27 protein-coding genes are annotated in these 23,719 nt (G+C 60.8%); 15 read left to right on the forward strand and 12 right to left on the reverse strand.

Annotated features, from left to right (window positions below; genetic code table 11):
* The first annotated feature begins 2 nt into the window (after nucleotides 1–2).
* From DBW_RS14055 to DBW_RS14065, 3 genes are read left to right on the forward strand one after another with little or no spacing between them, the layout of a single operon-like run.
* Entirely contained in the window at nucleotides 3–587 is a 585-nt protein-coding gene (locus DBW_RS14055; protein WP_066728182.1) for a LemA family protein, read from the forward strand.
* A 2-nt stretch (nucleotides 588–589) separates the two neighbouring features.
* Entirely contained in the window at nucleotides 590–1,318 is a 729-nt protein-coding gene (locus DBW_RS14060) for a TPM domain-containing protein (RefSeq protein ID WP_066728184.1), read from the forward strand.
* Between the two features lie 27 nt (nucleotides 1,319–1,345).
* Nucleotides 1,346–1,984: a TPM domain-containing protein gene (locus DBW_RS14065; protein WP_231875340.1), complete on the forward strand. Its 639-nt coding sequence runs from the start codon at nucleotides 1,346–1,348 to the stop codon at nucleotides 1,982–1,984.
* 103 nt (nucleotides 1,985–2,087) lie between these two features.
* Here DBW_RS14065 and DBW_RS14070 read toward each other — a convergent pair whose 3' ends face one another.
* The 4 genes from DBW_RS14070 to DBW_RS14085 form a co-directional block, all read right to left on the reverse strand.
* Entirely contained in the window at nucleotides 2,088–3,332 is a 1,245-nt protein-coding gene (locus tag DBW_RS14070; RefSeq protein WP_066728186.1) for a nucleotidyltransferase, read from the reverse strand.
* A 12-nt stretch (nucleotides 3,333–3,344) separates the two neighbouring features.
* A complete protein-coding gene (sfsA, locus tag DBW_RS14075; protein WP_066728188.1) occupies nucleotides 3,345–4,037 on the reverse strand; it encodes a DNA/RNA nuclease SfsA in 693 nt (230 codons plus the stop codon).
* Complete coding sequence (serB, locus tag DBW_RS14080) at nucleotides 4,034–5,230, reverse strand: phosphoserine phosphatase SerB (protein WP_066728190.1); 1,197 nt, start codon at nucleotides 5,228–5,230, stop codon at nucleotides 4,034–4,036. Before serB ends, sfsA begins: the two co-directional genes overlap by 4 nt.
* 202 nt (nucleotides 5,231–5,432) lie before the next feature.
* The gene (locus tag DBW_RS14085) at nucleotides 5,433–6,647 is read right to left on the reverse strand and encodes a Fic family protein (protein ID WP_066728192.1); all 1,215 of its coding nucleotides are present in this window, start codon (nucleotides 6,645–6,647) and stop codon (nucleotides 5,433–5,435) included.
* 834 nt (nucleotides 6,648–7,481) lie between these two features.
* Between DBW_RS14085 and DBW_RS14090 the strand changes: the two genes are divergently transcribed.
* Complete coding sequence (locus DBW_RS14090) at nucleotides 7,482–8,825, forward strand: IS1380 family transposase (protein WP_066728193.1); 1,344 nt, start codon at nucleotides 7,482–7,484, stop codon at nucleotides 8,823–8,825.
* Nucleotides 8,826–9,108: 283 nt separating this feature from the next.
* Here DBW_RS14090 and DBW_RS14095 read toward each other — a convergent pair whose 3' ends face one another.
* Together DBW_RS14095 and DBW_RS14100 are read right to left on the reverse strand one after the other, a co-directional pair.
* Nucleotides 9,109–9,471, reverse strand: coding sequence for a hypothetical protein (locus DBW_RS14095; protein ID WP_013219066.1), 363 nt, complete (start codon nucleotides 9,469–9,471; stop codon nucleotides 9,109–9,111).
* A 12-nt stretch (nucleotides 9,472–9,483) separates the two neighbouring features.
* Nucleotides 9,484–11,880 carry a DNA adenine methylase gene (locus DBW_RS14100; RefSeq protein WP_066728196.1) on the reverse strand — a complete coding sequence of 799 codons (2,397 nt, stop codon included), beginning with the start codon at nucleotides 11,878–11,880 and terminating at the stop codon, nucleotides 9,484–9,486.
* A 233-nt stretch (nucleotides 11,881–12,113) separates the two neighbouring features.
* Here DBW_RS14100 and DBW_RS14105 point away from each other — a divergent pair, with 233 nt between their 5' ends.
* The 8 genes from DBW_RS14105 to DBW_RS14125 all read left to right on the forward strand — a co-directional run bounded on the left by DBW_RS14105 (nucleotide 12,114) and on the right by DBW_RS14125 (nucleotide 16,557).
* Entirely contained in the window at nucleotides 12,114–12,443 is a 330-nt protein-coding gene (locus DBW_RS14105; RefSeq protein ID WP_066728198.1) for a zinc ribbon domain-containing protein, read from the forward strand.
* Nucleotides 12,444–12,526: 83 nt separating this feature from the next.
* Nucleotides 12,527–12,865: a DUF7424 family protein gene (locus DBW_RS18600; protein ID WP_157471905.1), complete on the forward strand. Its 339-nt coding sequence runs from the start codon at nucleotides 12,527–12,529 to the stop codon at nucleotides 12,863–12,865.
* 192 nt (nucleotides 12,866–13,057) lie between these two features.
* Nucleotides 13,058–14,584: an IS21 family transposase gene (gene istA, locus DBW_RS14110; RefSeq protein WP_066723643.1), complete on the forward strand. Its 1,527-nt coding sequence runs from the start codon at nucleotides 13,058–13,060 to the stop codon at nucleotides 14,582–14,584.
* A gap of 14 nt (nucleotides 14,585–14,598) precedes the next feature.
* Nucleotides 14,599–15,354, forward strand: coding sequence for an IS21-like element helper ATPase IstB (gene istB, locus DBW_RS14115; RefSeq protein ID WP_066723645.1), 756 nt, complete (start codon nucleotides 14,599–14,601; stop codon nucleotides 15,352–15,354).
* On the forward strand, nucleotides 15,329–15,706 hold the full coding sequence (locus DBW_RS18605; RefSeq protein ID WP_157471906.1) for a hypothetical protein: 378 nt from the start codon (nucleotides 15,329–15,331) through the stop codon (nucleotides 15,704–15,706). The genes istB and DBW_RS18605 overlap by 26 nt, the downstream gene beginning before the upstream one ends.
* A 41-nt stretch (nucleotides 15,707–15,747) precedes the next feature.
* The gene (locus DBW_RS19295) at nucleotides 15,748–15,936 is read left to right on the forward strand and encodes a DUF7424 family protein (RefSeq protein WP_442856843.1); all 189 of its coding nucleotides are present in this window, start codon (nucleotides 15,748–15,750) and stop codon (nucleotides 15,934–15,936) included.
* A 19-nt stretch (nucleotides 15,937–15,955) separates the two neighbouring features.
* Entirely contained in the window at nucleotides 15,956–16,198 is a 243-nt protein-coding gene (locus DBW_RS14120; protein ID WP_066728200.1) for a hypothetical protein, read from the forward strand.
* Nucleotides 16,195–16,557: a DUF4160 domain-containing protein gene (locus DBW_RS14125; RefSeq protein ID WP_066728202.1), complete on the forward strand. Its 363-nt coding sequence runs from the start codon at nucleotides 16,195–16,197 to the stop codon at nucleotides 16,555–16,557. The genes DBW_RS14120 and DBW_RS14125 overlap by 4 nt, the downstream gene beginning before the upstream one ends.
* A gap of 7 nt (nucleotides 16,558–16,564) precedes the next feature.
* On the opposite strand, the gene DBW_RS14130 is transcribed toward DBW_RS14125, so the two are convergent.
* From DBW_RS14130 to DBW_RS14140, 3 genes are read right to left on the reverse strand one after another with little or no spacing between them, the layout of a single operon-like run.
* Nucleotides 16,565–16,906 carry a hypothetical protein gene (locus tag DBW_RS14130; protein ID WP_066728203.1) on the reverse strand — a complete coding sequence of 114 codons (342 nt, stop codon included), beginning with the start codon at nucleotides 16,904–16,906 and terminating at the stop codon, nucleotides 16,565–16,567.
* Nucleotides 16,903–17,415 (reverse strand): hypothetical protein, encoded by a 513-nt coding sequence (locus DBW_RS14135; RefSeq protein ID WP_066728205.1) that lies wholly within the window; start codon nucleotides 17,413–17,415, stop codon nucleotides 16,903–16,905. Before DBW_RS14135 ends, DBW_RS14130 begins: the two co-directional genes overlap by 4 nt.
* The gene (locus tag DBW_RS14140) at nucleotides 17,412–17,714 is read right to left on the reverse strand and encodes a hypothetical protein (RefSeq protein ID WP_231875341.1); all 303 of its coding nucleotides are present in this window, start codon (nucleotides 17,712–17,714) and stop codon (nucleotides 17,412–17,414) included. Before DBW_RS14140 ends, DBW_RS14135 begins: the two co-directional genes overlap by 4 nt.
* 181 nt (nucleotides 17,715–17,895) lie before the next feature.
* Between DBW_RS14140 and DBW_RS14145 the strand changes: the two genes are divergently transcribed.
* On the forward strand, nucleotides 17,896–19,239 hold the full coding sequence (locus DBW_RS14145; protein WP_066726971.1) for an IS1380 family transposase: 1,344 nt from the start codon (nucleotides 17,896–17,898) through the stop codon (nucleotides 19,237–19,239).
* A gap of 788 nt (nucleotides 19,240–20,027) precedes the next feature.
* On the opposite strand, the gene DBW_RS14150 is transcribed toward DBW_RS14145, so the two are convergent.
* From DBW_RS14150 to DBW_RS14160, 3 genes are read right to left on the reverse strand one after another with little or no spacing between them, the layout of a single operon-like run.
* The gene (locus DBW_RS14150) at nucleotides 20,028–20,330 is read right to left on the reverse strand and encodes a DUF167 domain-containing protein (RefSeq protein WP_066728209.1); all 303 of its coding nucleotides are present in this window, start codon (nucleotides 20,328–20,330) and stop codon (nucleotides 20,028–20,030) included.
* Nucleotides 20,330–20,863 carry a DivIVA domain-containing protein gene (locus DBW_RS14155; protein ID WP_066728211.1) on the reverse strand — a complete coding sequence of 178 codons (534 nt, stop codon included), beginning with the start codon at nucleotides 20,861–20,863 and terminating at the stop codon, nucleotides 20,330–20,332. The genes DBW_RS14150 and DBW_RS14155 overlap by 1 nt, the downstream gene beginning before the upstream one ends.
* A 13-nt stretch (nucleotides 20,864–20,876) precedes the next feature.
* On the reverse strand, nucleotides 20,877–21,164 hold the full coding sequence (locus DBW_RS14160; protein ID WP_066728213.1) for a YggT family protein: 288 nt from the start codon (nucleotides 21,162–21,164) through the stop codon (nucleotides 20,877–20,879).
* 215 nt (nucleotides 21,165–21,379) lie between these two features.
* On the opposite strand from DBW_RS14160, the gene DBW_RS14165 reads away from it, so the two are divergent.
* Complete coding sequence (locus DBW_RS14165; RefSeq protein WP_066728215.1) at nucleotides 21,380–22,444, forward strand: 3-deoxy-7-phosphoheptulonate synthase; 1,065 nt, start codon at nucleotides 21,380–21,382, stop codon at nucleotides 22,442–22,444.
* 142 nt (nucleotides 22,445–22,586) lie between these two features.
* Nucleotides 22,587–23,717 carry a mercury methylation corrinoid protein HgcA gene (gene hgcA / locus DBW_RS14170; protein ID WP_231875342.1) on the forward strand — a complete coding sequence of 377 codons (1,131 nt, stop codon included), beginning with the start codon at nucleotides 22,587–22,589 and terminating at the stop codon, nucleotides 23,715–23,717.
* Nucleotides 23,718–23,719: the final 2 nt, after the last annotated feature.

A 23,719-nucleotide genomic window follows, 5' to 3' on the forward strand; every position in this document is an offset into this window, starting at 1 on the left:
CGATGCCGAAAAGACTCTTGACCCTGCTGATGCTGCTCCCCCTGCTGCTCCTGTCCGGCTGCGGCTACAACCAGATCCAGAAAAATGAGGAGACGGTGACGGCGGCCTGGGCCGATGTCGAGGCAACCTACCAGCGCCGCGCCGACCTGATCCCCAACCTGGTCGAAACGGTCAAGGCCTATGCCTCCCACGAAAAAGAAACCTTCCAGGCCGTCACCGAGGCGCGGGCCAAGGTCGGCCAGGTGAACGTCAGCGCCAAGGACCTCAACGACCCCGCCGCCCTCGCCCGCTTCCAGGCGGCCCAGGGGGAGCTCTCCGGCGCCCTCTCCCGGCTGCTGGTGGTGGCCGAGCGCTATCCCGACCTCAAAGCGAGCCAAAACTTCAGCGACCTGCAGAACCAGCTCGAGGGGACGGAAAACCGCATCAACGTCGCCCGCCAGCGCTTCAACGAGGCGGTACGGATTTTCAATACCTCGATTCGCACCTTTCCCAACAACCTGACCAACAAGTTCCTGCTCCATCTTGAACCGAAGGAGCCCTTCAAGGCCGAAGCCGGTGCTGCCCAGGCACCCAAGGTCCAGTTCTAGGGATGCCGCTGCGCCGCTGGACCCTACTATTCTTCCTGCTGCTGGGGCTGTCGACCCCGGCAGCCGCCCTCGACGTCCCGGCCCACGCCGGTTACGTCACCGACAGCGCCGGGATCCTCGCAAGGAGCACCGTACAGCGCCTCGACCAGGCGCTGCAGGCCTTCGAACAGAGCGATTCGACCCAGATCGCCGTCCTTACGATTCCGACCCTGCAGGGGGAATCGCTGGAGGAATACAGCCTCAAGGTCGCCGAAACCTGGGGGATCGGCCAGCAGGGGAAGGACAACGGCGCCCTGCTGCTGATCGCCCAGGCCGAGCACAAGCTGCGCATCGAGGTCGGCTACGGCCTGGAGGGACGGCTGACCGACCTCCTCGCCGGGCGCATCATCGCTAACGAAATCACCCCGCGTTTCAAGCAGGGCGACTTTGACGGCGGGGTCACCGCCGGGGTCGCGGCGATGATGGAAGCGGTGCGCGGCGAATACCAGGGGAGCGGCCCCACGACGCAGAAGCAGCGCCGCAATCCCTTTGGCCTGCTGGTCACCCTCCTTTTCTTCGGCCCCTTCCTGCTCCGCGTGCTGAGCCCCGGCGTCCACAGCCGTGGCCACCGCAGCCGTGGTTTCTGGATCGGCGGCCCTCCCTTCGGCGGGGGGGGCGGCTTCGGTGGCGGCGGTGGCTTCTCCGGCGGGGGCGGCGGTTTCGGGGGCGGCGGCTCGTCGGGCGGCTGGTAAATTGGCAGGTATTCAGGAAAAGGGTGGATGATGTCCAAACTGAGCGCACAGACCTTCTTCAGCGCCGATGAAAAGAGCCGGATCGAGGCGGCGGTGCAGGAAGCGGAATCCCGGACCAGTGGTGAGATCGTACCGCTGGTGGTGGACGAATCATATCACTACCCGCGGGCGGAAATCGTCGGCGGCGGCTGCTTCGCTCTCGCCCTCGCGGTCCTGGCAGCCTGGGCCTTCGGCCACAGCTCGGTCTGGGTCTTTCTGCCGCTCTTCCTGATTGGCTACCTCCCCTGCCGCTGGCTGATCCGGGCCCTGCCCGGGCTCAAGCGCCGGCTCATCCATCCGCTCGAAATCACCACCGAGGTGGAAGAGAAGGCGCTGGTCGCTTTCCTTGAGCATGGTCTGCACCAGACCCGCGACGCCACCGGGGTGCTGATCCTCATTTCCCTCTTCGAGCGCCGGGTCCGGGTGCTGGCCGACAGCGGTATCAGCGCGGTCGTCCCGCAGCAGGAATGGGACGACATCGTCACCACCATCACCACCGGAATTCGCACCGGCAAAACCTGCGATGCCCTCTGCACGGCCATCGGCCGCTGCGGCGACCTGCTGCAGGAGCGCTTCCCGCGCCGGACCGACGACCAGGACGAACTCCCCAACCTGATTCTTCAGTAAACGAACCGCGGGAGAAACCGCACCAGAGCCCGGCCAGATTCCTTGCCACAGAATCCGGCCGGGCTCTGGTTTTTTCCAGTCGCAAACGGTCACTCCACCTGCTTTACTTCTCCCAGCGCGCCCTTTCGGCAAAATCCCGGTTGCGCTCCCCCCCCGGCCATTCTTTCATCAGCAGCGAATAGTTCCGCGTTGCCCTCAGTTCCCCTTCGAGCTGCGCCATGGCCAGGCGGTAGATCGGATTGTCGACCCCGTAGCAACGCTTCAGCTGGGCGTAGAGGCGCGAATAATTCCCGATCAGGGGCAGGGAGATGGATTGGCGCCTGGCGGCCAAAAAACGGCGCCCCAGGGCGCTGCTGCCAAGCAGGTGCAGATAAAGGGGGCCGGCCGCCAGGACTTCGGCCATGGCCCCGGCCTGACTTTCGTTGAGCAGATGGGCGAGGATGCGCTGAACCCGGGTGCGGGTGAAGTGCCGGGACTTGATGCCGTCGACCAGCTCCGGATAGCTGCGGCTGCTAAGGGCCGCCTCGAAAATCCGGTTTTCCACCCCCTCCTCCACCAGGTAGAGCCCGAGCAGGCTTTTCGGCCCCCGCAGAATGCGGGCCAGGAGCAGGCGGTGGAAATGTCCTTCATCGAGGTGGGCGTTGCGGTTGAGGGCACGGAAAAAGGGGAGCTGGACCGCTTCCGGCAGAAACCGCAGGACCGGTTCGCCGCCGGCGAGTTGACGGCGAATTCCGGTGGCGCTGGCGATATCGCCCCGGTTTTCGGTGTCGTGGTAGCCGGCGCCGATACGGGGGATGGTCAGGGGCTGGATGGCGCTGCCGGTCTCGGCCAGGGCACGCAGGTAGGCGAGGCCGAGAATATTGTTGGGGGTCGCAAGGATCCTTGCCGCTGCCTCTCCGGCCAGGTCCCGAACCACCCGGGCCCGGGCTGCGGGATAGGTCAGACCTTGCCGCAGCAGCCCGGCCGTGCCGTCGGCGATCGCCGCCGCATCGGCCCGCAGCAACTCCGTCGTTCTCTGCAAGGCAGCGAGATCGCCACTTTCACTGCCGAAGCAGAGGGCATCAACCCCCAGGGCGTCCAGCGCCTGCACCGCTCCGCGGGCGAAGTGCTGGGCGCTGTTGCAGGCGAAGGGAAAGGGGAGTTCCACCACCAGGTCGACCCCGGCGGCCAGGGCCATTTCGGTACGCAGCCACTTGTCGAAGAGGGCCGGCTCGCCGCGCTGCAGAAAGTGCCCGCTCATCACCGCCACCGCCACCTCCGCCTCCGCCTGGCGGCGGCTCTCCGCGAGGTGATGGAGGTGGCCGTTGTGGAAGGGGTTGTACTCGGTGATCAGGCCAACTGACTTCATGGAAAACCCAAATTACAGAAGGACCGGAATCCGGTACCCGACCCGATTTTCGGCCGGCGTGACGACGCTCTTGTAGGCGAACACCTCCACCCCTTTTGCTGTCACCTCGCGCAGCAGGCGGCCGTAGACCGGGTCGATGGCGTCGGCAGCGGTGAAGGAGGTCGCTTCGCCGCGCTGGACGAGGAAGAAGATCACCGCCCGGTGGCCGAGCTGGCGCGCCGCCAGCAGCTCGCGCAGGTGCTTCTGGCCGCGCGCGGAGACGGCGTCGGGGAAGCAGGCGACGGTCGGCTGGCAGCAGAGGGTGACGTTCTTGACCTCGACGAAGCAGCGTTCCCCATCCCGCTCCAGCCCGAAGTCGAGGCGGCTGGCGCCGAACTTGACCTCGGTGGTGACGCGGTAACCGGCCAGCTCGACGATGGAGCCGCCGCGCAGCCCCTCCTCCACCACCCGGTTGGTGCGGTGGGTGTGGGTATCGACCCAGTGGCCGTTGACGAAAATCAGCTCCAGGGTGTAGCGCAGCTTGCGCTCGGGGTTGTCCGTCATCGAGATCAGGACACGGTGGCCGGGGACAGCGCACTGCTGCATGCTGCCGGTGTTGGGGGTGTGGGCGGTAACGAGGCTGCCATCTTCCAGCTCGACGTCGGCGAGAAAGCGCTGGTAGCGGCGCCGCAGCCGCCCTGCGATCAGGGGGGTGGGGAGTTTCACCCGGCGATCTCCGCCGTCTCCCGTTCGGAAAGGCCGAGCAGGTAGAGAATCGAGTCGAGGTTCTGCTGGTTGATGTGGGTGTCGGCCTGCTCGCGCACCCGCGCCTTGGCGTTGAAGGCGATGCCGAGGCCGGCCTTGCCGAGCATCGGCAGGTCATTGGCGCCATCGCCGATGGCGATGGTCTGATCGAGAGTGATCCCCTCGCCCGCAGCGATCTCTTCAAGCAGCTGCGCCTTGCGGGCACCGTCGACGACCTGGCCGACCAGGTTGCCGGTGACGACGCCGTCGATGATTTCGAGCTGGTTGGCGAAGGCGTAGTCGAGGCCGAGATCGGCCTGCAACCGGTCGGTGAAGAAGCGGAAGCCGCCGGAGATGACCGCGGTGCGAAAACCGAGGCGCTTGAGGACCGTCACCAGGGTGCGCGCCCCGGGCGTCAGCGGGATGTTGCGGTAGACCTCCTCCAGCGCCGCCGCCGGCATCCCCTTCAGCAGCGCCACCCGCGCCCGCAGCGAACCGTCGAAGTCGAGTTCGCCGTTCATCGCCCGTTCGGTGATTGCCGCCACCTGGGGGCCGACGCCGGCAATGCGCGCCAGCTCGTCGATCACCTCGATCTGGATCAGGGTCGAGTCCATGTCCATCACCACCAGCCGCTTGGCGCGGCGGTAGAGGCTCTCCTTCTGCACCGCGATGTCGACCCCGAGGCTGGCGCCGGCGTTGAGGAGCTTGCGGGTCAGGGCCTTGACGTCCAGTTCCGGCGGGGTCGAAATGAGGAACTCGACGCAGCGCAGCTGCCCCTGGGTCAGCTTGCTCACCCGTTCGATGTTGACGCCATGATCGGCGAGGATGCGCGACACCCGGGCCAGGGCCAGGGCGTTAACCTCGCCGCCCATGATCGTTACCACGTAAGCGTGGCGCGTCGTCTTGCGGCGATACTCGGCCTCGGAGAGGACCTGGAAGTCGAGGTCGAGCCCGAGTTCCTTGGCGAGGAAGAGGAGGTCCTTGATCAGCGGCTTGCTGGCGCTCTCACCGGTGGAGAAGTCGATCAGCAGCGACAGGGAGAGAAGGGTGTGGGTGACGGTCTGCTCGATATCGCGGATGCGTGCGCCGGCGGCGGCGACTTCCTCGGTCACTGCGGCAATAATTCCCGGCTGGTCCTGGCCGGTCATGGTGATGAGGACCATGCGTTTTTCCATTGTCTGGCTCCGTGGGAAAAGTGCCGGCATTTTACGCGGAACAGGGGGAAACCGCAACCCGGACGGGTTGCTGGTGCGGAAAGAAAACGGGAATGGGCACGAAACCCATTCCCGTTGCTGGTTTTCTTCTGGGCTGCAACCTAATCGGTTTTGGTTCCCCGAAACTATGAAACACCAATAACTACTCAGCCCCCTGCCGACGCTAACGCGAAAGCACCGGGAACAACTCAGGGAAAAACCACCCGGCGGCATGGATCGGGAGACCGATCCTGACATTCCCCTTGGGCGTGTCGGACACCAGCAGCCCTTCCGAGATCAATTGGCCGAGTACGTTTCTGCCGGTCCGTTCTTTCAGGCCGGATGCTTCCACCACCGCCCCCCGCGGTGCCTCTCCCAAAAGAAGCACCTCTTGCAGCATCCTTGCCGCCTCCGGCCGCAGGCCATCCTTGCCGGGGGGATTGGGGATGATGGCGGTACCGCGCAGTTGTACATAGTTCCTGACCCGTTCCACCAGACCGTCCAGTTGCAGCAGGGTGCCCATGTAATCCACCTGATCGAGGCAGACTTCCAAGAAAAACCGGCAGAACTTCACCAGGCCCTCGTTCGACAGATTCCCCCGGCCGTCCAGGTCGTTGCGGCGTGGCGCATCGGCCCAGGTGAGTGCCGATTTGTAATCGGCATTTCTTCGTGCCAGCCCCCGGCTGACCGACCAGAGGCCGAAGCCCTGGACAGGAATCCGGTGCAGATAGGCCTCGGTGAAGAGGCGGGCGACTCGGCCATTGCCGTCGAGAAATGGATGAATCCACATCAGCCGGTGATGGGCCGCGGCAGCCGCCACCAGTTTGGCAGCGCCGTGATGCTTTTCGGGAGCATAGGCCTCGCCAAAACGTCCCATGAATGCACCCAGCGAGTCATGCCCTGGCGGCTGATGCTGTCCGACCTTGACCGCTTGCGTGCGCAATTCACCCGGCACCACCCGACATTCCCGGCCGTTATCCGGGTTTGTCATGACCAGGAATTCTTCCGGCAGCAGCACAAAAAAAGCCTGATGCAACGAGCAGAGGAATTTCTGCCCAGCGATATTGGGGGGCGCCGCCTCGTGCAGCCACTCCTCCATCTGCTGCTGTACCGTAATGTGAGCGATACTTTCCAACTGCAAGTTGCGCTTGGCCGGTTCGGCGTCGTACTGCTGCCGCATGGCCCTGACGATATCGTAGGGATGGGTGTTATGCCCTTCGATGAGATTGGAGTAGTAGCTGTTGATGATGCGCAACAGTTCACGCAGGGTATGCAAGGTAACAGGGTGCTGTCTGGTGCCGAGAGAGGCCGAGCGCTGGACGACCTCCAGGGCCAGATCCTGAAGATCATCCGCCCCTTCCGGAAGCAGTGGCGTCATCTGGCTGATTGAGTCGGGCATTGCAGATCCAATATTGCCGATTAATATGCCGGTATCTACTGTGCACAAAGATACATTTCTATTGAAGAAAATGCAAGTCGGATCAATATTTAACCAATTTTTTTGCCGATTATTCTGCCGATAGGTCGAGCAAGGAAGGCGCATGGGGTCAATATGAAATCTGTAGACGCGTCCCTTCTGCTTTCCCTTTGCCTTGAAAAGCCCGTCAATTAAATATACTGTCCCCGGAATTCCTAATATTGCCGATTAATATGCCGATACCTACTGTGCACAAAGATACATTTCTATTGAAGAAAATGCAAGTCGGATCAATATTTAACCAATTTTTTTGCCGATTATTCTGCCGATAGGTCGAGCAAGGAAGGCGCATGGGGTCAATATGAAATCTGAAGACGCGTCCCTTCTGCTTTCCCTTTGCCTTGAAAAGCCCGTCAATTAAATATACTGTCCCCGGAATTCCTCGACGGATTGCCAAAGAACGAAACGAAAGCCAAGAGCACAACCGAAGAAGCTGCTTGACCCGTCACCCCGCCAAGGGCGGTAGTGTCAGGTGAATACTATCTCTGTACAGTATTTAGCTGTCTACAAATTTCAATTTGAAATCTGTAGACGCGACCCTTCTGTTTTCCCTTTCCTTGAAAAGCCCGTCAATTAAATATACTGTCCCCGGAATTCCCCCCAAACCCTTCTCTTAATTGTGTGATTTTTAACTGTTACCTGAATCAGTGAGCTTACAATCGTAATTTCTTGTTTTATCTTTGACAATTAGCTGATTTTGTTGATCTTTTCTGCTATTATAGAGCCGCCTCAAACTTCACCCAAGGAGATTTTTTCGTGACGTTTCCGCGGTTCAACATCGAGCAGTCCGACAGCGAATTCTACACCTCCCAGTCCGGCGTGGCCCTGGTCGGCCTGGCGGTCAACAGGTTCACGTCGTTGAACGCGCGGGTCGCCAAGGCGGCCCCCTGCAAGGGCATTGCCACGGCCGATGTGCTGCGTTGCTATCTCGGCCTGCTCTGCCAGGGCAAGAGCGACTTCGAGGCGATCCGGCCTTTTTTCGAGGATGACGAGTTTTTCGCTGCGGCCCTCGGCGTCAACAAGGTCCCGTCACCGGAGACCCTGCGTCAGCGAATGGATGCCGTCGCCGAGGCGACGATGCGCATTGTCGACTTCTGTACGGTTGAGTTTCTCAAAAAAGCCAAGGCCGAGTTCTCGACGCTTGAGACCGGGCACATGCCGCTGGATTTGGACGTCTTCACCCAGGACAACTCCAACACCAAGAAAGAGGGGGCCTCCTGGACCTACCGCAAGTTCCACGGCTTCGCCCCGATCGCCGCCTGGCTGGGCTTGGAGGGGTGGTGTCTGGAGATCGAGCACCGTCCCGGGTCCCAGCATGCCCAGGAGGGCTTTGTCCCCTTTTTGCTGCGGGCGATTCACAAAAGCCGGCAGTTGACCGAAGCTCCCCTGCTGGTGCGACTGGACAGCGCCCACGATGCCATTGCGACTCTGGTGGCTCTCAAGGAAGAGAAGGTCGACTTCATCGTCAAGTGGAATCCCCGAGGGACCGACGTGCCGGCCAGAGCCAGCGAGGTCTTTGCCCACGGCAAGATGATCAAGCAGGATAAGACCGGCCGCATCGCCATCATGACGGAAACGGTCGAGCGCGCCTTCAAGGATGAGGATGACAAGTACCAGACTCTCAAGGTCCGCCGTGTGCTGCGGGCCACGGAACGCTATTTCGAAAAAGACGGCACCCCGCTGCTGGTCCCGGACATTGAAATCGAGGGCTGGTGGACCAGCCTCTCAAGCGCCAAGGACAAGGTGATCGAACTGTACAAGGGACACGCCCTGTGCGAGCAGTATCACTCCGAGCTTAAAAGCGATATGGATCTGGAACGTCTGCCGTCAGGCAAGTTCGCCACCAACACCCTGGTCATGCACTGTGCCGGGCTGGCCTACAACATTCTGCGGGCTGTGGGCCAGGTCGGCCTGATGACCGGCAAGCAGCGTCGGCGGGCCAAACAACGCCGCCGGCTCAAGACGGTGATTCAGGACCTGGTCTACTTCGCCGGGCGCTTCATCTGCCACGCACACGCCCTGACGTTGCGCTTCAGTCGGCATGCGCATGATCAGTATGACGCTTTCAGTAGAACCTATCGACGGTTCGCTTATGGCTGACCGGAACCGAGACAATCAGGGCACGGAATAACCCCACCATCAGGTTGGGGTCGCCATCGCTCGCCCTGAAACAGACACAGAGAGGCCGCACCATGTAAAAATCAGCTGAATTGTCAAAGAACAGCTCCGCCGATCCGGGAAAACAACCCGGACGGACGGTGTGAGACTCAAAATCACTCGCGAAAATGACCTCGCGAGGTAAAAATCAGAGGTGCGAGCTGCCACCTCACTGATTCAGGTGGATCTTCAACTGATTGGTTTTCATGTGCGTTGGCTCCTTGGGTTAGACGAGCAGGCGGAATTTGAGGACGCCGCTCTGTACGGAAATGGCGTGGGCGACGACGTGCTCTCCGGCCGCGACGCCGTTGGTCAGGCGACCGCCCGCCGAAACTTTCAAGTCGTCTCCGGCGACGACGGTCCCTTCGAAGGCGTCGGTCTCGTAAACGCCGCCGTCGCAATAGATGCCGGGCATTTCGCCACCGGCGTAATCCTTTATCAGGATGCCGAAGGAGCGCTTGGTGGGATCGGTGTTGACGGCGAACAGGTCGTCGCCGACCACGCGGACCACCTGGCCGAGTTGGCCGTCCCCCTGGATGTGGCCGTCGCCATAGGCGAGGCTGCGGTGACACGGATTGATGAATGACATGGTGTTTCCTCCTTATGCGTTGATTTGCGAGTGTTCGGGAGAGTCCTCGCCGACACGGTTGCGGTAAGCGGCCATGAACCCGTCGCGCAGACGGTCCTCAAGCGACACCTTGCGGTCGTCCACATCGTGGGGCCGGACACCGGCGTCGCTGCGTAGCGGCGTTTCCGTCGATGCCTTGGCGGCGGGCTTGCCGCCCTGGTCGCTGTCGGCGGGTTTTTCTTCCTTGTCCTTGTCCGCCTTTGCCGATTTGGGCAGGCGCTCGTAAGCGGCCTCGGTGGCGGCGAAGGCTTCGTCGGACAGTTCGGCCAGGCGTTTCAGCTCGGCTTCCCGGTCCTCCTCGGACGCAAAGGAGAGCCCCTGTTTCTCCAGCCGGGTGAGCAGTTTCTTGGCGCGGGAGCGACAAGCGGCCGCCTTTTGTTCGGCTTCCAGTTCCTGGACGCGCTTCTGCAGCTCGGCGACCTGGGCCTTGAGCTGTCGGTTTTCCTTTTCCAGGTCGGAAACGCGAGCGGGATCGCCTTCCTGCTGGGCCGGTTTCTTCTTGGCCGCTTCGACGGCCGGGTCATCGGTGGGTTTGGTTTTGTCTTCCATCGTGGAATCTCCTTCGGGTTGGGATTGGTCGGGCTGGCTCTGAAGGGACGCCACCTGCAGAATCCTGGCGTTCTCGTCCGCGCCTTTGCGGTCGAGCAGTCCCAGTCCGGTGAAAGTGACGCCGTGCAGAATCTCGAAAACGGGTTGGCCGTTGAAATCACGGCCCTTGAATTTGCGCAGGTGGGTGCAGTAGTCGGCCTTGTTCTGGAAGCGCTTGTGGCAGATTGAGCACTCACCCTCCTGGTAGTCGCATTCCATGGAGACCTGGGAGATGATCCCGCGCTTCATCAGCTTGTAGGCCAGCCGGGCGGCCGGGGTGTCGTGGACATACAGCTCGCCGACGCATTCCACGCGGCCGCCGTTGTCGTCCTCCAGGTAGTCGGCGGCGACGATGCCTCCCACGATGTCGTTGAACTCCTGCGAATGCTGCAGATCGACCTTCTTGTTCACGGCCGTCATGTGCCGACCGGACAACTCCTCGGCGGTGAAGTGGTCGCCGTTCTTGTTGGTCCCGGTGCGGCAGAGCACGAAGCTGAACTGGGGGTCGCCCGCCGAGCCGACATCCATGGCCTCGGTCGCGAGACGTTCGCCTTCGCCCAGCCGGATATCCACGGGGATGCTGGTGTGGAAGTTCGCGGCGGCGGCCATCGGAGCGGGTTTCTCCTCCCGCTCGGCGCTGGCCTTGGCCCCGGGAGCGCAGACGAACAAACGCTCCTTGGCGTTGGAAGCCTCGCCGTGCTTGGAGGTGATGGCGTAGTGGTGATCCTTGGACTTCATCCGGCTCTGTTTGCCGAAGGAGCCAATGATCCGCTTCATCTCCTGCTCGTTGGGATAGGCGTGATCGCGGTAGGAGATCAGCCAGTGCGGGATGTGCTTGGCGTTGCCGAGAAAGGTCTGGAAGAACTCGCTGGCGTTGGCCTTGGTGACGGTCTTGTGGTCGGTCTCGTAATACTTGACCTTGGTGTCGGCCTTGATTTCGAGCCCTTCCCAATAGGTCATGAGCCCCTCCACGAAGTGGTAGGCCCGCTCGTAGTTGGTGGTCGAAAACTCGGTGGCGTAGGGCGGATCGAAGTAGGCCAGATCCGCCTTGGCTTTCGGCAGCAGCTCGTTGATGTCCTGCCGGTATGCCTTGTTCTCCTTGTCGTTGTCGAAAACCAGGGCGTTGATACGCTGCAGGTTCTTGCGCAAGCGATCCTTGAACTCGTCGGGGGTGTCCTGGCGGCGGCCATAATCGGTGGACGACGAGAAGTGGCCGAAGCCACCCTTGCCGCTCATGCAGGTTTTTCCGAGGCCGAACAGGGCGATGTCTTTCTTGAAGCCGGAGAGCTTGTCGCAGTTGGCGCGGATGGTGTCGATCAGCGCATGGACGCCCTTGGCGAAGAAAATGCCCTTGAAGTTGTCCTGAACGAAGCTGCCCGCCTTGGCGTTGTCGGCCAGGAGTGCCTCGATCTCGTCCTCGCTCAGGCGAACCGAGTTGTTCTCGATGATCGCCTTGGCGGCATGGTGGCAGTAGCGGAGCCGGTCGTTGGCGATGACCTGGAGGCCCTTGGTCTTGTACATGTAGGCCACGACCGCAGACCCCGAAAAGGCATCCAGCACCGTGCCAGTGCCTTCCGGGGTATGCTTCCAGATCCAGTCGACGAGCTTTTGCTTACTGCCGATGTAGTTGGTGATGTACTTGGGGCGCTTCTCGGGAGGGAGCTCTTCAGGAGCGGACTGTTCGGCGGCCTCGGACCCGAGCGTGTCGGGATCGAGAGTCAGCGCCGCATCGGCCTCCAGTAGAAACGCCAGCCTTTCCAGGTCTGTGGCGAACAGTTCCATCAACGTCTCCGGTTGGTTTGCTGGGCTCTCCGCGATCTGCGGGGAGCGTTCAGCGGTTACTTACCGGAAGCGTTGGCGATGTGTCGGAGGGTGACGAAATGAGAATTTTTTATTGACAATGAACTACCCCGCAGCAAGCTACGGGGTATCAACAGCCTACACCCTTAGTAAAAATCGCGCAGCAAGCTGCGGGGAATTGAACCCAACTTTTGATTAACTAAAAGGAGAGGGATATGCCACTCATCAATTGCCCAGAATGCTCAACAGAAGTAAGCGATACTGCATTAAAGTGCCCTAAATGTGGGGTGCAATTGAGAAAACCTAAGCGCGGTTTTTTCGGAAAATTAGTCAAATGGAGCTTTGTCGGCTTCAATATCCTCATGGCAATATGGCTTATAGGCGGCATGAACTCGGCTTCTGAAGGAATGCAGGCTCTTTCTGGTGCTGAGCAAGCTGGTGCCGCAATTGGAACCGGCATCGGTGCGATGTTGATTCTCGGCATCTGGGTGGTTGGAGATATTATCCTTGGCCTTTTTGTGCTCTTTACCCGGCCAAAAGCATAAAAGATCAATATCATATCCACTAGCCCTGAATTACATCTCATCGCGATGTTGTTCAGGGCTTTTTACTTTTGCGAGGTATTAGCATGAAAAAGATATCACTGATTATCATAACTGTTTTGGCACTTTCTGGGTGCAAGGCTACGGTAGAGACAGAAGTTAGTTTGAAGGACATTCTTGAATCAAAGACGAAAACTATTACCGGTGATCTTTTTGTGGAGGTTGCAGGTTGCAACGACTACAAAGATTCAAGACAACCATCATCCTCCCTTGTGAAGGTACAACAAACCATTCCGAGCATATTCCCAGATGCAAAATATGTTGAGTGTTTTAGGAAAGAGTTTGACTCTTGCGTATTCCGAGCCAAACTTTCCACCGATTCCGAGCCAAACTTTCCACCGATTCCGATGCAAACTTGCCACTGATTCCGATCCAAACTTGCCAGTCATTCCGACGCAAGGTTTCCACCCGTTCCGATCCAAACTTTCCAGTTTGAGCGGAAGAGGTCGGTGAATCTGTCAGACTGATCAAAGTTCTCGCGACGCTGGGTAACCGCGGGGTACAACCTTCTGGACTTTTTCCAGGAGGTGGTCCCATTGGCACACACGAGGTTATCCATGCGCAAGATCAAGGACGTTCTGCGTCTGCATTACGAAGCCGGCCTGACACAGCGGGCCATCGCCCGCTCCGTCGGCACGTCACACACCACGGTGGGCGAATTTCTGAGACGCGCCGCTCACGCCGGGTTGTCTTGGCCGCTGCCAGAGAATCTGGACGAAACCCGACTTGAACAGTTGCTCTTTCCGCCAGCGCCAGTCATTCCCGCCGACCAGCGCCCCATGCCCGACTGGGCGACCATCCATCAGGAACTCAAGCGCAAGGGCGTCACCCTGGGGCTGCTCTGGGAGGAATACCAGAACAGCCATCCCGAGGGGTATCGCTACAGCCGTTTCTGCGATCTGTACCGTGAGTGGTCCGGCAAACTGCGTCTGTCGATGCGTCAGGTGCACAAAGCCGGCGAGAAGCTGTTTGTCGACTACACCGGCCAGACCCTGCCGATCGTCGACCGCCGCACCGGCGAGATCCGCGAAGCGCAACTGTTCGTCGCGGCCCTGGGGGCGAGTTCCCAGACGTTTGCCGAAGCCACCTGGACCCAAGGGCTGCCGGACTGGATCGGCTCGCATGTCCGGGCCTTCTCCTTCTACGGCGGAGTGCCCGAGATCGTTGTTCCGGACAACCTGAAAAGCGCCGTCTCCAAACCCTGCCGCTACGAACCGGACATCAACCCCACCTATGCGGAGCTGGCCGCTCACTATGGCTGCGCGGTGATTCCGGCGCGGGTGCGCAAACCCAAAGACAAGGCCAAGGTCGAGGCGGCGGTTCTGGTCGCCGAGCGCTTCATCCTGGCGCGGCTGCGCAACCGTACCTTCTTCAGTCTGGCCGAGGCCAACGCCGCCATTCGGGAGCTGGTGGAGCACCTCAACCGGCGCCCCTTCAAGAAGCTTCCCGGCTGCCGCCAGCAGCTCTTCGACACCCTGGAACGTCCGGCTCTGAATCCTCTGCCGGCGACCCCCTATACGTTCGCCGAATGGCGCCATGCGCGGGTCAACATCGATTACCATGCCGAAGTCGACCACCACTACTACTCGGTCCCGTATGTGCTGGTGAAGCAGCAGCTCGACGTGCGCCTGACGGCGACCACCGTCGAATTTCTGCACAAAGGGCAACGGGTGGCCTCCCATGTCCGCTCCTCTGAGCGCGGTCGCCACACCACTCTCGGCGAGCACATGCCCAAAAGCCACAGGGAGTATGCCGAATGGACGCCGCAGCGCCTGGTTTCCTGGGCGGCCAAAACCGGACCGCACACCGCCGCCTTGGCAGAGAAGATCCTGGCCTCACGGGCCCATCCCCAGCAGGGCTACCGCAGCGTCCTGGGGCTGATCCGGCTGGCCAAGACCTACACGCCCGAGCGCCTGGAGGCGGCCTGCCAGCGGGCCCTGGCAACAAACGCCTGTCGCCTCAAGAGCGTCGCCTCGATCCTCAAAACCGGACTGGACCGCCAGTCGCTCCCCGAGTCCACCGAGTCCCAACTCTCATTGCTGCCGAGTCACGACAACATCCGCGGCGCCGGCTACTACCACTGACCAAGGAGACCACCATGCTCAGCCACCCCACCGACGACAAACTGCGCGCCCTCAAGCTGACCGGCATGCTCAAGGCCCTTCAGGAACAGCGCCTTAGCGAGACCGCCGATGCCTTGAGCTTCGAGGAGCGCCTCGGCCTGCTGGTCGACCGCGAGCAGACCGAGCGCGACAGCCGCCGGCTCACCACTCGCCTGCGCACGGCCCGGCTGCGTCAGAGCGCCTGCATCGAGGACCTCGACTGGAGGGCACCCCGGGGACTCGACCGCGACCTCGTGCTGGCGCTGGCCGGCGGTCGCTACCTCGCCAAGGGCCACAACATTCTCATCACCGGCCCCACCGGCGTCGGCAAGAGCTACCTCGCCTGCGCCTTGGCTCACAAGGCCTGCCGCCTCGGCTGCAAGACCCTCTACCTGCGCCTGCCCCGCTTCCTGGAGGAACTGGCCCTCGCGCGGGCCGACGGCCGCTACCCCAAGATGATGGATAGAGTCGCCAAGACTCAACTGCTCGTCCTCGACGATTGGGGGCTCGCCCCCATGACCGCCGCCGGTTGCCGCGATCTGCTCGAAATCCTCGAGGACCGCCACAATCTGCGTTCGACCCTGATCACCAGCCAGCTTCCGGTCGAAGCCTGGCACGACTACCTCGGGGATCCGACGGTCGCCGACGCCATCCTCGACCGCCTCATCCACAACGCCTACCGGCTCACCTTGAAAGGAGAATCGATGCGCAAACGGCGATCCCAGCTTGACCCGATCGGCAACTTGGCGTAAGACAAAAACTCCAGCGTCGCTACGCTCCGATCACTGGCAACTTTGCCTTGGAACGAGTGGCAACTTTGCGCTGGAACGGCTGGCAACTTTCATCGGAATCCGCAACTCTTATGCGCGCTTTACTATCCCGGTGTTTTTAGACAAGGACAAGGACGGAAAACTAGCATCAGAATCACACCTGAATATCATTTCTAACGCAGATTCTCTCTTGATGGTTGGCATTCCTCAGAACATTAAGGCGAACATGGAGCGTGTGAAAAATAATAGCTTCGGAACTAGCGCATTTGATTTAAAGGTAAATAATGAACTACCCCGCAGCAAGCTACGGGGTATCAACAGCCTACACCCTTAGTAAAAATCGCGCAGCAAGCTGCGGGGAATTGAACCCAACTTTTGATTAAAGTAAACAACGATACGGGAAAAGAATTTCCATTCAAAGTAATTGCTGCCTATGTTGAAAATCAGCCATACGTTTATGGCGACCTAACATCTAAAGGAAATGGATCTTTCACTGTAACGTTATCTGATGTTTCGGTCAGCAGTGCATTAGAGAATGGCACAGCTATGGTTTTAATCCGATAATTTATACCAAGGTGGCGACATGTTTTTAACAATAAACATAACTGATGTTGAAGACGCGCTAACTCTCAAGAACGGACAATTCATTGAGGCAGTGTTTACTCATGCGTTAGAAATCGTAAATGCTGGTGGCCGCATCATCATTCAGAGGGAATACATCAATGCACCTCCAACCCTTCTTGATACCTTCACGACCCAGGCGGATTTGGATGGCTGGAAATCGAGAATTGACGATATTCTTTCATGCCTGGATGAACAGCAATGATCGAAATCGGGTTTGTCAATGATTGTATTTCGGAGCTGCAATCCTGCCTGGATCAAGGACCTATCGTTTTTTATCAGGGGAAGGAGCTTCGCAGCCTCAATGAAGAGGTAGTCGGCCGCATCGGCGGGTTGAGAGTGACCATACGCGCCGACGAACACCCCCCACCCCATTTTCATGTCGAGTATAACGGCGAAAACAATAGCTTCAGCATCGAAGATGGGGCACCTCTTTATCCAAGCAACGGACTGAAACAGTATTTCCGAAACATCAACAAGTGGCACTCTAATAACCGTGCCACCTTGGTTGCTACTTGGAATCGAATGCGGCCGCACAACTGTCCGGTCGGCCCAATCCAGTAGCTTATCTTTATACCCGGGCCAGAACGGCTTTGCCGCAGGCATCGATGGAGGGGTATTCGTCGCTCTCGGTGATCTCGGAAAAGACCCCGTCGTAGGGAGAGCGGGACAGCCGGTGGTATTCGAGAAAATCCGCCGGAAGCGAAGTGGCCCCGGCCTCAACCAAACGGTTGACCACCCAGGCAGCCTCATCCTTGCGGTCGGCAAGCCCGTTCGGTCCCCGGTCGAGGTAGTACATCTCCACATCCAGGCCGGGTCCCGGCCCCTGAACCCAGACGCCCACGGACACGTATTCCGGGACGGTGGCTTGCCGGTCGGCGAGTATCGAGTCGATCATATAGCGCAGTTTCATGACCAGTCCTCCGCGATCCGGAGATGTTCGGCCAGAAGCTGGTCGTCGATCCGGCGGAATCTCTCGGCATTTTTCCGGCGGTAGGCGGTCCAGCGTTGCCAGTCCGCCGCGAGCTCTGGCTCCGAGACCGGCTCGATCATTTCGACATGGTGAATCCGGCCCAGATCGTCGGTCAGCTCGACAATCAGCCAGCCTTCGGCCTCCTTGCCGTCATGTTCGGCCATCAGGGTGTCTTCGACCCGGACATCGACCACTTTGATGGTGTGGGCGTGCTGAAAACCCTCGTCGTAACCGAGCGCCTTCCACAACAGCCAGAAATCGGTGCGCAGATGGTTGCCAGCGGTGTCGAAATGGGGTGCGATCCGGGTGACGGTGAAGCTGTCCACCAGGGTATCCAGAAAGAGATCCCCGGATTCCCTTACGGTCATGCGGCTGCCCCGGTTGTTGAACCAGTGCAGCGCTTCCTGCAGCCGCTGTTTCTCTTGTTCGATAAAGTTTTTCATGGTCATTGTTTGCGTTTGCTCCAGCTTTGAGGAGTATGGACGATGTCCTCCACCTTGCGCCCGTCGGGTAGTTTCTTGATGCCGCGCCGGGTGAAACTCTGGATGATCTCCCGGCGTTCGTTGTCGCTTCTGGCGACGATGAATTCGATGTTGTCCAGCAGCGTCACCGAGTATTTGAAGATGGTCTCGTTACCATGGCGCTGCGAGAACCGCTTCCAGTCGTCGATGCTGGCCCCCCGGTTGCGCTGCACGTAGTCATCAATCACCTTGCCGTAGGCGTCATGGTCATAACTGATAGCGTCCATGCGCCGCAGCATCTGTTTCTTGAAGTAGAGGGCCGGTGAGGCGTCGCTGGCCGGTTGCTTCTTCCTGAATCAGTGAGCTTACAATCGTAATTTCTTGTTTTATCTTTGACAATTAGCTGATTTTGTTGATCTTTTCTGCTATTATAGAGCCGCCTCAAACTTCACCCAAGGAGATTTTTTCGTGACGTTTCCGCGGTTCAACATCGAGCAGTCCGACAGCGAATTCTACACCTCCCAGTCCGGCGTGGCCCTGGTCGGCCTGGCGGTCAACAGGTTCACGTCGTTAAACTCGCGGGTCAACAAGGCGGCGCCCTGCAAGGGCGTTGCCACGGCCGATGTGCTGCGTTGCTATCTCGGCCTGCTCTGCCAGGGCAAGAGCGACTTCGAGGCGATCCGGCCTTTTTTCGAGGATGACGAGTTTTTCGCTGCGGCCCTCGGCGTCAACAAGGTCCCGTCACCGGAGACCCTGCGTCAGCGAATGGATGCCGTCGCCGAGGCGACGATGCGCATTGTCGACTTCTGTACGGTTGAGTTTCTCAAAAAAGCCAAGGCCGAGTTCTCGACGCTTGAGACCGGGCACATGCCGCTGGATTTGGACGTCTTCACCCAGGACAACTCCAACACCAAGAAAGAGGGGGCCTCCTGGACCTACCGCAAGTTCCACGGCTTCGCCCCGATCGCCGCCTGGCTGGGCTTGGAGGGGTGGTGTCTGGAGATCGAGCACCGTCCCGGGTCCCAGCATGCCCAGGAGGGCTTTGTCCCCTTTTTGCTGCGGGCGATTCACAAAAGCCGGCAGTTGACCGAAGCTCCCCTGCTGGTGCGACTGGACAGCGCCCACGATGCCATTGCGACTCTGGTGGCTCTCAAGGAAGAGAAGGTCGACTTCATCGTCAAGTGGAATCCCCGAGGGACCGACGTGCCGGCCAGAGCCAGCGAGGTCTTTGCCCACGGCAAGATGATCAAGCAGGATAAGACCGGCCGCATCGCCATCATGACGGAAACGGTCGAGCGCGCCTTCAAGGATGAGGATGACAAGTACCAGACTCTCAAGGTCCGCCGTGTGCTGCGGGCCACGGAACGCTATTTCGAAAAAGACGGCACCCCGCTGCTGGTCCCGGACATTGAAATCGAGGGCTGGTGGACCAGCCTCTCAAGCGCCAAGGACAAGGTGATCGAACTGTACAAGGGACACGCCCTGTGCGAGCAGTATCACTCCGAGCTTAAAAGCGATATGGATCTGGAACGTCTGCCGTCAGGCAAGTTCGCCACCAACACCCTGGTCATGCACTGTGCCGGGCTGGCCTACAACATTCTGCGGGCTGTGGGCCAGGTCGGCCTGATGACCGGCAAGCAGCGTCGGCGGGCCAAACAACGCCGCCGGCTCAAGACGGTGATTCAGGACCTGGTCTACTTCGCCGGGCGCTTCATCCGCCACGCGCACGCCCTGACGTTGCGCTTCAGTCGGCATGCGCATGATCAGTATGACGCCTTCAGCAGAACCTACCGACGGTTCGCTTATGGCTGACCGGAACCGAGACAATCAGGGCACGGAACAACCCCACCATCAGGTTGGGGTCGCCATCGCTCGCCCTGAAACAGACACAGAGAGGCCGCACCATGTAAAAATCAGCTGAATTGTCAAAGAACAGCTCCGTCAACCTGAAAAAACAATCCGGACGGACGGTGTGACACTCAATAAGGCTCGCGAAAAAGGCCTCGCGAGACAAAAACCAGAGGTACGAACTGCTACATCACTGATTCAGGATTCAGAAAGAGAAGAGTGAGTAAAACAATAATTGCACCTATAATAGTCACTGAGACCAACATAGCGGTGTTGCGGGTAGCATTCATTTAGTTACCCTCGCAACAGTTTTTCTTATGGCACACCGTGATTATTGTTTCAGCCCAGGCTCTACAGTCATAGAGACCAAAAAGGTAAGAAGGCGGAATCATTCTTGCTTTTTGCAAAACGCAAGAATCGTCAACGCACTTCAAGGGGCTTCCACAACTGACATCGTTACCCGGCTTTTCATTCAGGTCAACACCGCCAGGATGCAGGCCAATCCTTTGACCATTAAGGGAAAATGGGGACAGATTTATTTTCTCTCCCCCACCTCCATAAACGACAAACCGCCCGCCGGATTCTACTCCGGTCGGGCGGCTCTGAAAAATTGTCTCGATCTGGTCCTTGCCACGGCACCCCTCCGCTATTGCATGGGAATAGACCTCTCCTAAATACTTGCAAAGACCGCAGGCTGTCAATCATTTTGGCAGGTTCCACGCTCTGCCCGGCCCTCACCTGTGTTTGTTGCCTCAGCCCGCCAGCAGCGGACCAACCACCCGTTCCACCTCCGCCACCGTCACTCCCCGCACCAGCAACCGCTTGTGCCGGGAGGTCTCGCCGGCGAGCAGTTCCACCGCCCCCTTGGCGACGCCGAAGAACTTGGCGAAGTATTCGCAGCAGCACTTGTTGGCGGCACCGTCGACGGGGGGCGAGGTGAGGCGGACTTTCAGTTCCTCCCCCTGGACGCCGGCGATCTGGTTGCGGCTGGCGCGCGGCTGGACCAACAGGGCGATCACCGCGCCGCGCGGGTCGGCGCTCAGCCAGACGGGCATCAGGGTTTTTCGTCCGTCGCCGCCGGGCGTCCGTCGAAGGGGAGGCGTTCTTCGAGCAGGCGGTCGTCACGGGTCTGGTCGGTGAGCGCTACGACGTCGAGGTCGAGCAGGCGCATGTGGCTCTCGACCAGGGTGCGCAGGGAGGTTTCGAAGGAGATCTTCTGCCGCTTCAGGTCCTGGATTTCATTGATCAGCTGGATGCGGCGGTCTTCGGCATCGCGCATGATCCGCTCGGCGCGCAGCTGGGCATCGGCGGTAATGATGTCGGCCTCGCGGCGGGCGTTGGCCTTGAGCTCGTCGGTCACCCGCTGGGTCGTCACCAGCGTCTCCTTCAGCGTCGCCTCGCGCTGGCGCATCTCCTCCAGGCTCGCCCGGGTCCGCGCCAGCTCCTCCTTGGTCTCCTGGTGCTGACGCATGAAGCTCTCCAGCTCGTCGGCGATCATTTCGAGGAAATGATCAACGCCGGCCTTGTCGTAGCCGAAGGGACGGGTTTTGAACTGGTACTGCTGGATGTCGATGGGGGTGATGCGCATGGCGAAGGCCTCGTCAGAAACGGTAGGCAAGCTGGGCGAGCAGTTCGAGCAGCAGCCGGCGCAGCAGGGATATACCGAGCAAAAGGATGATCGGCGAAAAGTCGATACCGCCGAACTGGGACGGGATGTAGCGGCGGATGAAGGCGAGGGGCGGTTCCGTCACCTGGTAGAGGAAGCGTACGATCGGGTTGTAAGGGTCGGGGTTGACCCAGGAGACCAGGGCGCGCCCGATGACGATGAAGGTGTATATCTGGAAGATCAGGCCGATCACCTCGGCCAAGGTCGATAGGAGCACGTTCATTGTCGATTCCTTCCCGGCGATCCGGCCTGGATGGCGAGGTCGCACTGAGCCCCATTTTATAGCCGATGCTGGCTCGAGGTGTCAAACCAAATCCCCGCCGGGGGCCACCCAAGGCTTTGACTTTCCCGCGGAAAACCGCTAAAGTGACGCCCCGGAACGGGTGTTCCGCACACCGCGCACCGCAAATGACATCGATTCGACAAAGGGGAACCAGCATGAAACGGACCAACAACCTGCGAATCCGGGGGCTGACCCCGATTATCGCCCCGGCCGACCTGAAACAGGTCTTTCCGCTTTCCGTCGAAGGGGCGGAGTTTGTTACCAGCGCCCGGCAACAGGTCATCGATATTCTCGCCGGCCGCGACCGCCGCCTGATGGCGGTGGTCGGTCCCTGCTCGATCCATGACGCCCGGGCCGCCCGCGACTACGCCCGCCACCTCGCCGAACTCGGCCGCGAACTGCGAGACCAGCTGCTGCTGGTGATGCGCGTCTACTTCGAAAAGCCACGCACCACCATCGGCTGGAAGGGGCTTATCAACGACCCCGACCTCAACGGTACCTACCAGATCTCCAAGGGGCTCGGCGTCGCCCGTGGCCTCCTCTGTTCGATCACTGAGCTCGGCCTGCCGGTCGCCGGCGAGATGCTCGACCCGGTCACCCCCCACTACCTCGCCGACCTCGTCAGCTGGGGCGCGATCGGCGCCCGCACTACCGAATCCCAGACTCACCGCGAGATGGCCAGCGGCCTCTCCTTCCCGGTCGGTTTCAAGAACGGCACCGACGGCAACCTGCAGATCGCCATCGACGCCATGGGCGCGGCGCGCCACTCGCACAGCTTCCTCGGCATCAACAACGAGGGGCGCAACTCCATCGTCCAGACCACCGGCAACGAGGACGTCCACATCGTCCTGCGCGGCGGCAACGACAAGCCCAACTACTATCCCGAGGACATCGCCCGCACCGAGCAGATGCTCGCCAAGGCCGGCCTCAACCGCGGCATCATGGTCGACTGCAGCCACGCCAACTCCTGCAAGAACCACGAAAAGCAGGAGGAGGTGCTCGGCAGCGTCCTCGAACAGGTCGCCGCCGGCAACCGCTCAATCTGCTCGGTGATGATCGAGAGCAACCTCAAGGCGGGCAACCAGCCGATCCCACAGAACCTGGCCGACCTCAAGTACGGCGTCTCGGTCACCGACAAGTGCGTCGACTGGAAGACCACCGAGCGAATGCTGCGCCACGCCCACGCGGTGCTGAAGAAGTGCGGCGGCCGGCAGCTCTGAAAGAGCAATTTCCAGGTCCTATGGGTCCCATAGGACCTATCGGACCTATAACCTGGACCAAGCCATGACCGAAAACCTCGAAAACAAACCAACACCCACCCCCTGCTGACCGCCGAAAGCGCCGCCGGGAGCGGCGCCCACAGTGGAGTCTGCAGCCCCCGCCGTGCCGGCGGCGGTGACCTGCTGCCCGCCTCCGGCGGGCGGCGGCGCGCAGGCTGGCGAACGCCCCGGCCTGCGGCTCTGGCCCTTTGTCTGCGGCTGGCTCGACACCCCCGCCGGGCCGGTGCCGCAGGTCGAGACGCGGCAGCGCCCTAATGACCTCTTCGGCCGCTGGCAGATGCGCTGGGGCCTGGGGCGCATGCGCTACCGGATCGCGCCCGGCCTCTACGCCATCGGCAACCCGGACAGCGCAGCGCCGGTCCTGGTCACTGCCAACTACAAACTCACCTTCGACAGCCTGCGCCGGGAACTGACCGGCCTCGACGCCTGGATCCTGGTACTGGAAACCTTCGGCATCAACGTCTGGTGCGCCGCCGGCAAGGGGACCTTCGGCACCGACGAAGTCATCCGCCGTCTCCGCGCAAGCGGCCTCGACCAGGTCGTCGCACATCGCACCCTGATCCTCCCCCAACTCGGCGCGCCCGGGGTCGCGGCCCACCAGGTGCGCCGCGAATCGGGTTTTTCGGTCCTCTACGGGCCGGTGCGCGCGGCCGACCTGCCCGCCTTTCTCGCCACCGGGAATCAGGCCACCCCGGCCATGCGCCGGGTCAGCTTCACGACCGCGGAGCGGTTTGCGCTCACCCCGGTGGAGCTGACCTCGATGCTGCGGCCGCTCGGCTGGGGAATTCTCCTGCTGCTCCTCCTCGGCCTCGCCGGGCCGCAACTGCTCCATCCCGGGGCCGCCCTCGGCCGGGGACTGGCCGCCATTGCCGCCGGCCTCGCCGGGGTGGTGACCGGGGCGGTGCTGACGCCGCTACTCCTCCCCTGGCTCCCCCCCCGGGCCTTCGCCGCCAAGGGGGCCATGAGCGGAGGCGTGGTGGCCCTTTTCGGCCTCGCCTGCTCCTGGGAAGGGCTCGGCCCCTGGAACGGCGCCGCCCTGCTGCTGGCGCTGCCGGCCGTCGCCTCCTGGTGCGCCATGAATTTCACCGGTTCCAGCACCTTCACCTCCCCTTCCGGGGTCGAAAAGGAGATGCGCCGCGCTATCCCCCTGCAGGGGCTGGCGGTGCTCGTCGCTGGCGTGTTGTGGATTTACGGGGGGTTCGTCGGGGGATGAAA

It is taken from the genome of Desulfuromonas sp. DDH964, assembly GCF_001611275.1.
GTDB lineage: Bacteria > Desulfobacterota > Desulfuromonadia > Desulfuromonadales > DDH964 > DDH964.

Coding starts and splice junctions, on each gene's coding strand:
- DBW_RS14135 (WP_066728205.1), bottom strand. CDS start 17,415: ATGACCATGAAAAACTTTATCGAACAAGAGAAACAGCGGCTGCAGGAA.
- DBW_RS14070 (WP_066728186.1), bottom strand. CDS start 3,332: ATGAAGTCAGTTGGCCTGATCACCGAGTACAACCCCTTCCACAACGGC.
- DBW_RS14150 (WP_066728209.1), bottom strand. CDS start 20,330: ATGCCCGTCTGGCTGAGCGCCGACCCGCGCGGCGCGGTGATCGCCCTG.
- serB (WP_066728190.1), bottom strand. CDS start 5,230: ATGGAAAAACGCATGGTCCTCATCACCATGACCGGCCAGGACCAGCCG.
- DBW_RS14160 (WP_066728213.1), bottom strand. CDS start 21,164: ATGAACGTGCTCCTATCGACCTTGGCCGAGGTGATCGGCCTGATCTTC.
- DBW_RS14120 (WP_066728200.1), top strand. CDS start 15,956: ATGTTTTTAACAATAAACATAACTGATGTTGAAGACGCGCTAACTCTC.
- DBW_RS14095 (WP_013219066.1), bottom strand. CDS start 9,471: ATGTCATTCATCAATCCGTGTCACCGCAGCCTCGCCTATGGCGACGGC.
- DBW_RS14165 (WP_066728215.1), top strand. CDS start 21,380: ATGAAACGGACCAACAACCTGCGAATCCGGGGGCTGACCCCGATTATC.
- DBW_RS14100 (WP_066728196.1), bottom strand. CDS start 11,880: ATGGAACTGTTCGCCACAGACCTGGAAAGGCTGGCGTTTCTACTGGAG.
- DBW_RS14065 (WP_231875340.1), top strand. CDS start 1,346: ATGATGTCCAAACTGAGCGCACAGACCTTCTTCAGCGCCGATGAAAAG.
- DBW_RS14085 (WP_066728192.1), bottom strand. CDS start 6,647: ATGCCCGACTCAATCAGCCAGATGACGCCACTGCTTCCGGAAGGGGCG.
- DBW_RS14130 (WP_066728203.1), bottom strand. CDS start 16,906: ATGAAACTGCGCTATATGATCGACTCGATACTCGCCGACCGGCAAGCC.
- DBW_RS18600 (WP_157471905.1), top strand. CDS start 12,527: ATGAAAAAGATATCACTGATTATCATAACTGTTTTGGCACTTTCTGGG.
- DBW_RS14125 (WP_066728202.1), top strand. CDS start 16,195: ATGATCGAAATCGGGTTTGTCAATGATTGTATTTCGGAGCTGCAATCC.
- istA (WP_066723643.1), top strand. CDS start 13,058: ATGCGCAAGATCAAGGACGTTCTGCGTCTGCATTACGAAGCCGGCCTG.
- istB (WP_066723645.1), top strand. CDS start 14,599: ATGCTCAGCCACCCCACCGACGACAAACTGCGCGCCCTCAAGCTGACC.
- DBW_RS14105 (WP_066728198.1), top strand. CDS start 12,114: ATGCCACTCATCAATTGCCCAGAATGCTCAACAGAAGTAAGCGATACT.
- DBW_RS14060 (WP_066728184.1), top strand. CDS start 590: ATGCCGCTGCGCCGCTGGACCCTACTATTCTTCCTGCTGCTGGGGCTG.
- DBW_RS14140 (WP_231875341.1), bottom strand. CDS start 17,714: ATGGACGCTATCAGTTATGACCATGACGCCTACGGCAAGGTGATTGAT.
- DBW_RS14055 (WP_066728182.1), top strand. CDS start 3: ATGCCGAAAAGACTCTTGACCCTGCTGATGCTGCTCCCCCTGCTGCTC.
- DBW_RS14155 (WP_066728211.1), bottom strand. CDS start 20,863: ATGCGCATCACCCCCATCGACATCCAGCAGTACCAGTTCAAAACCCGT.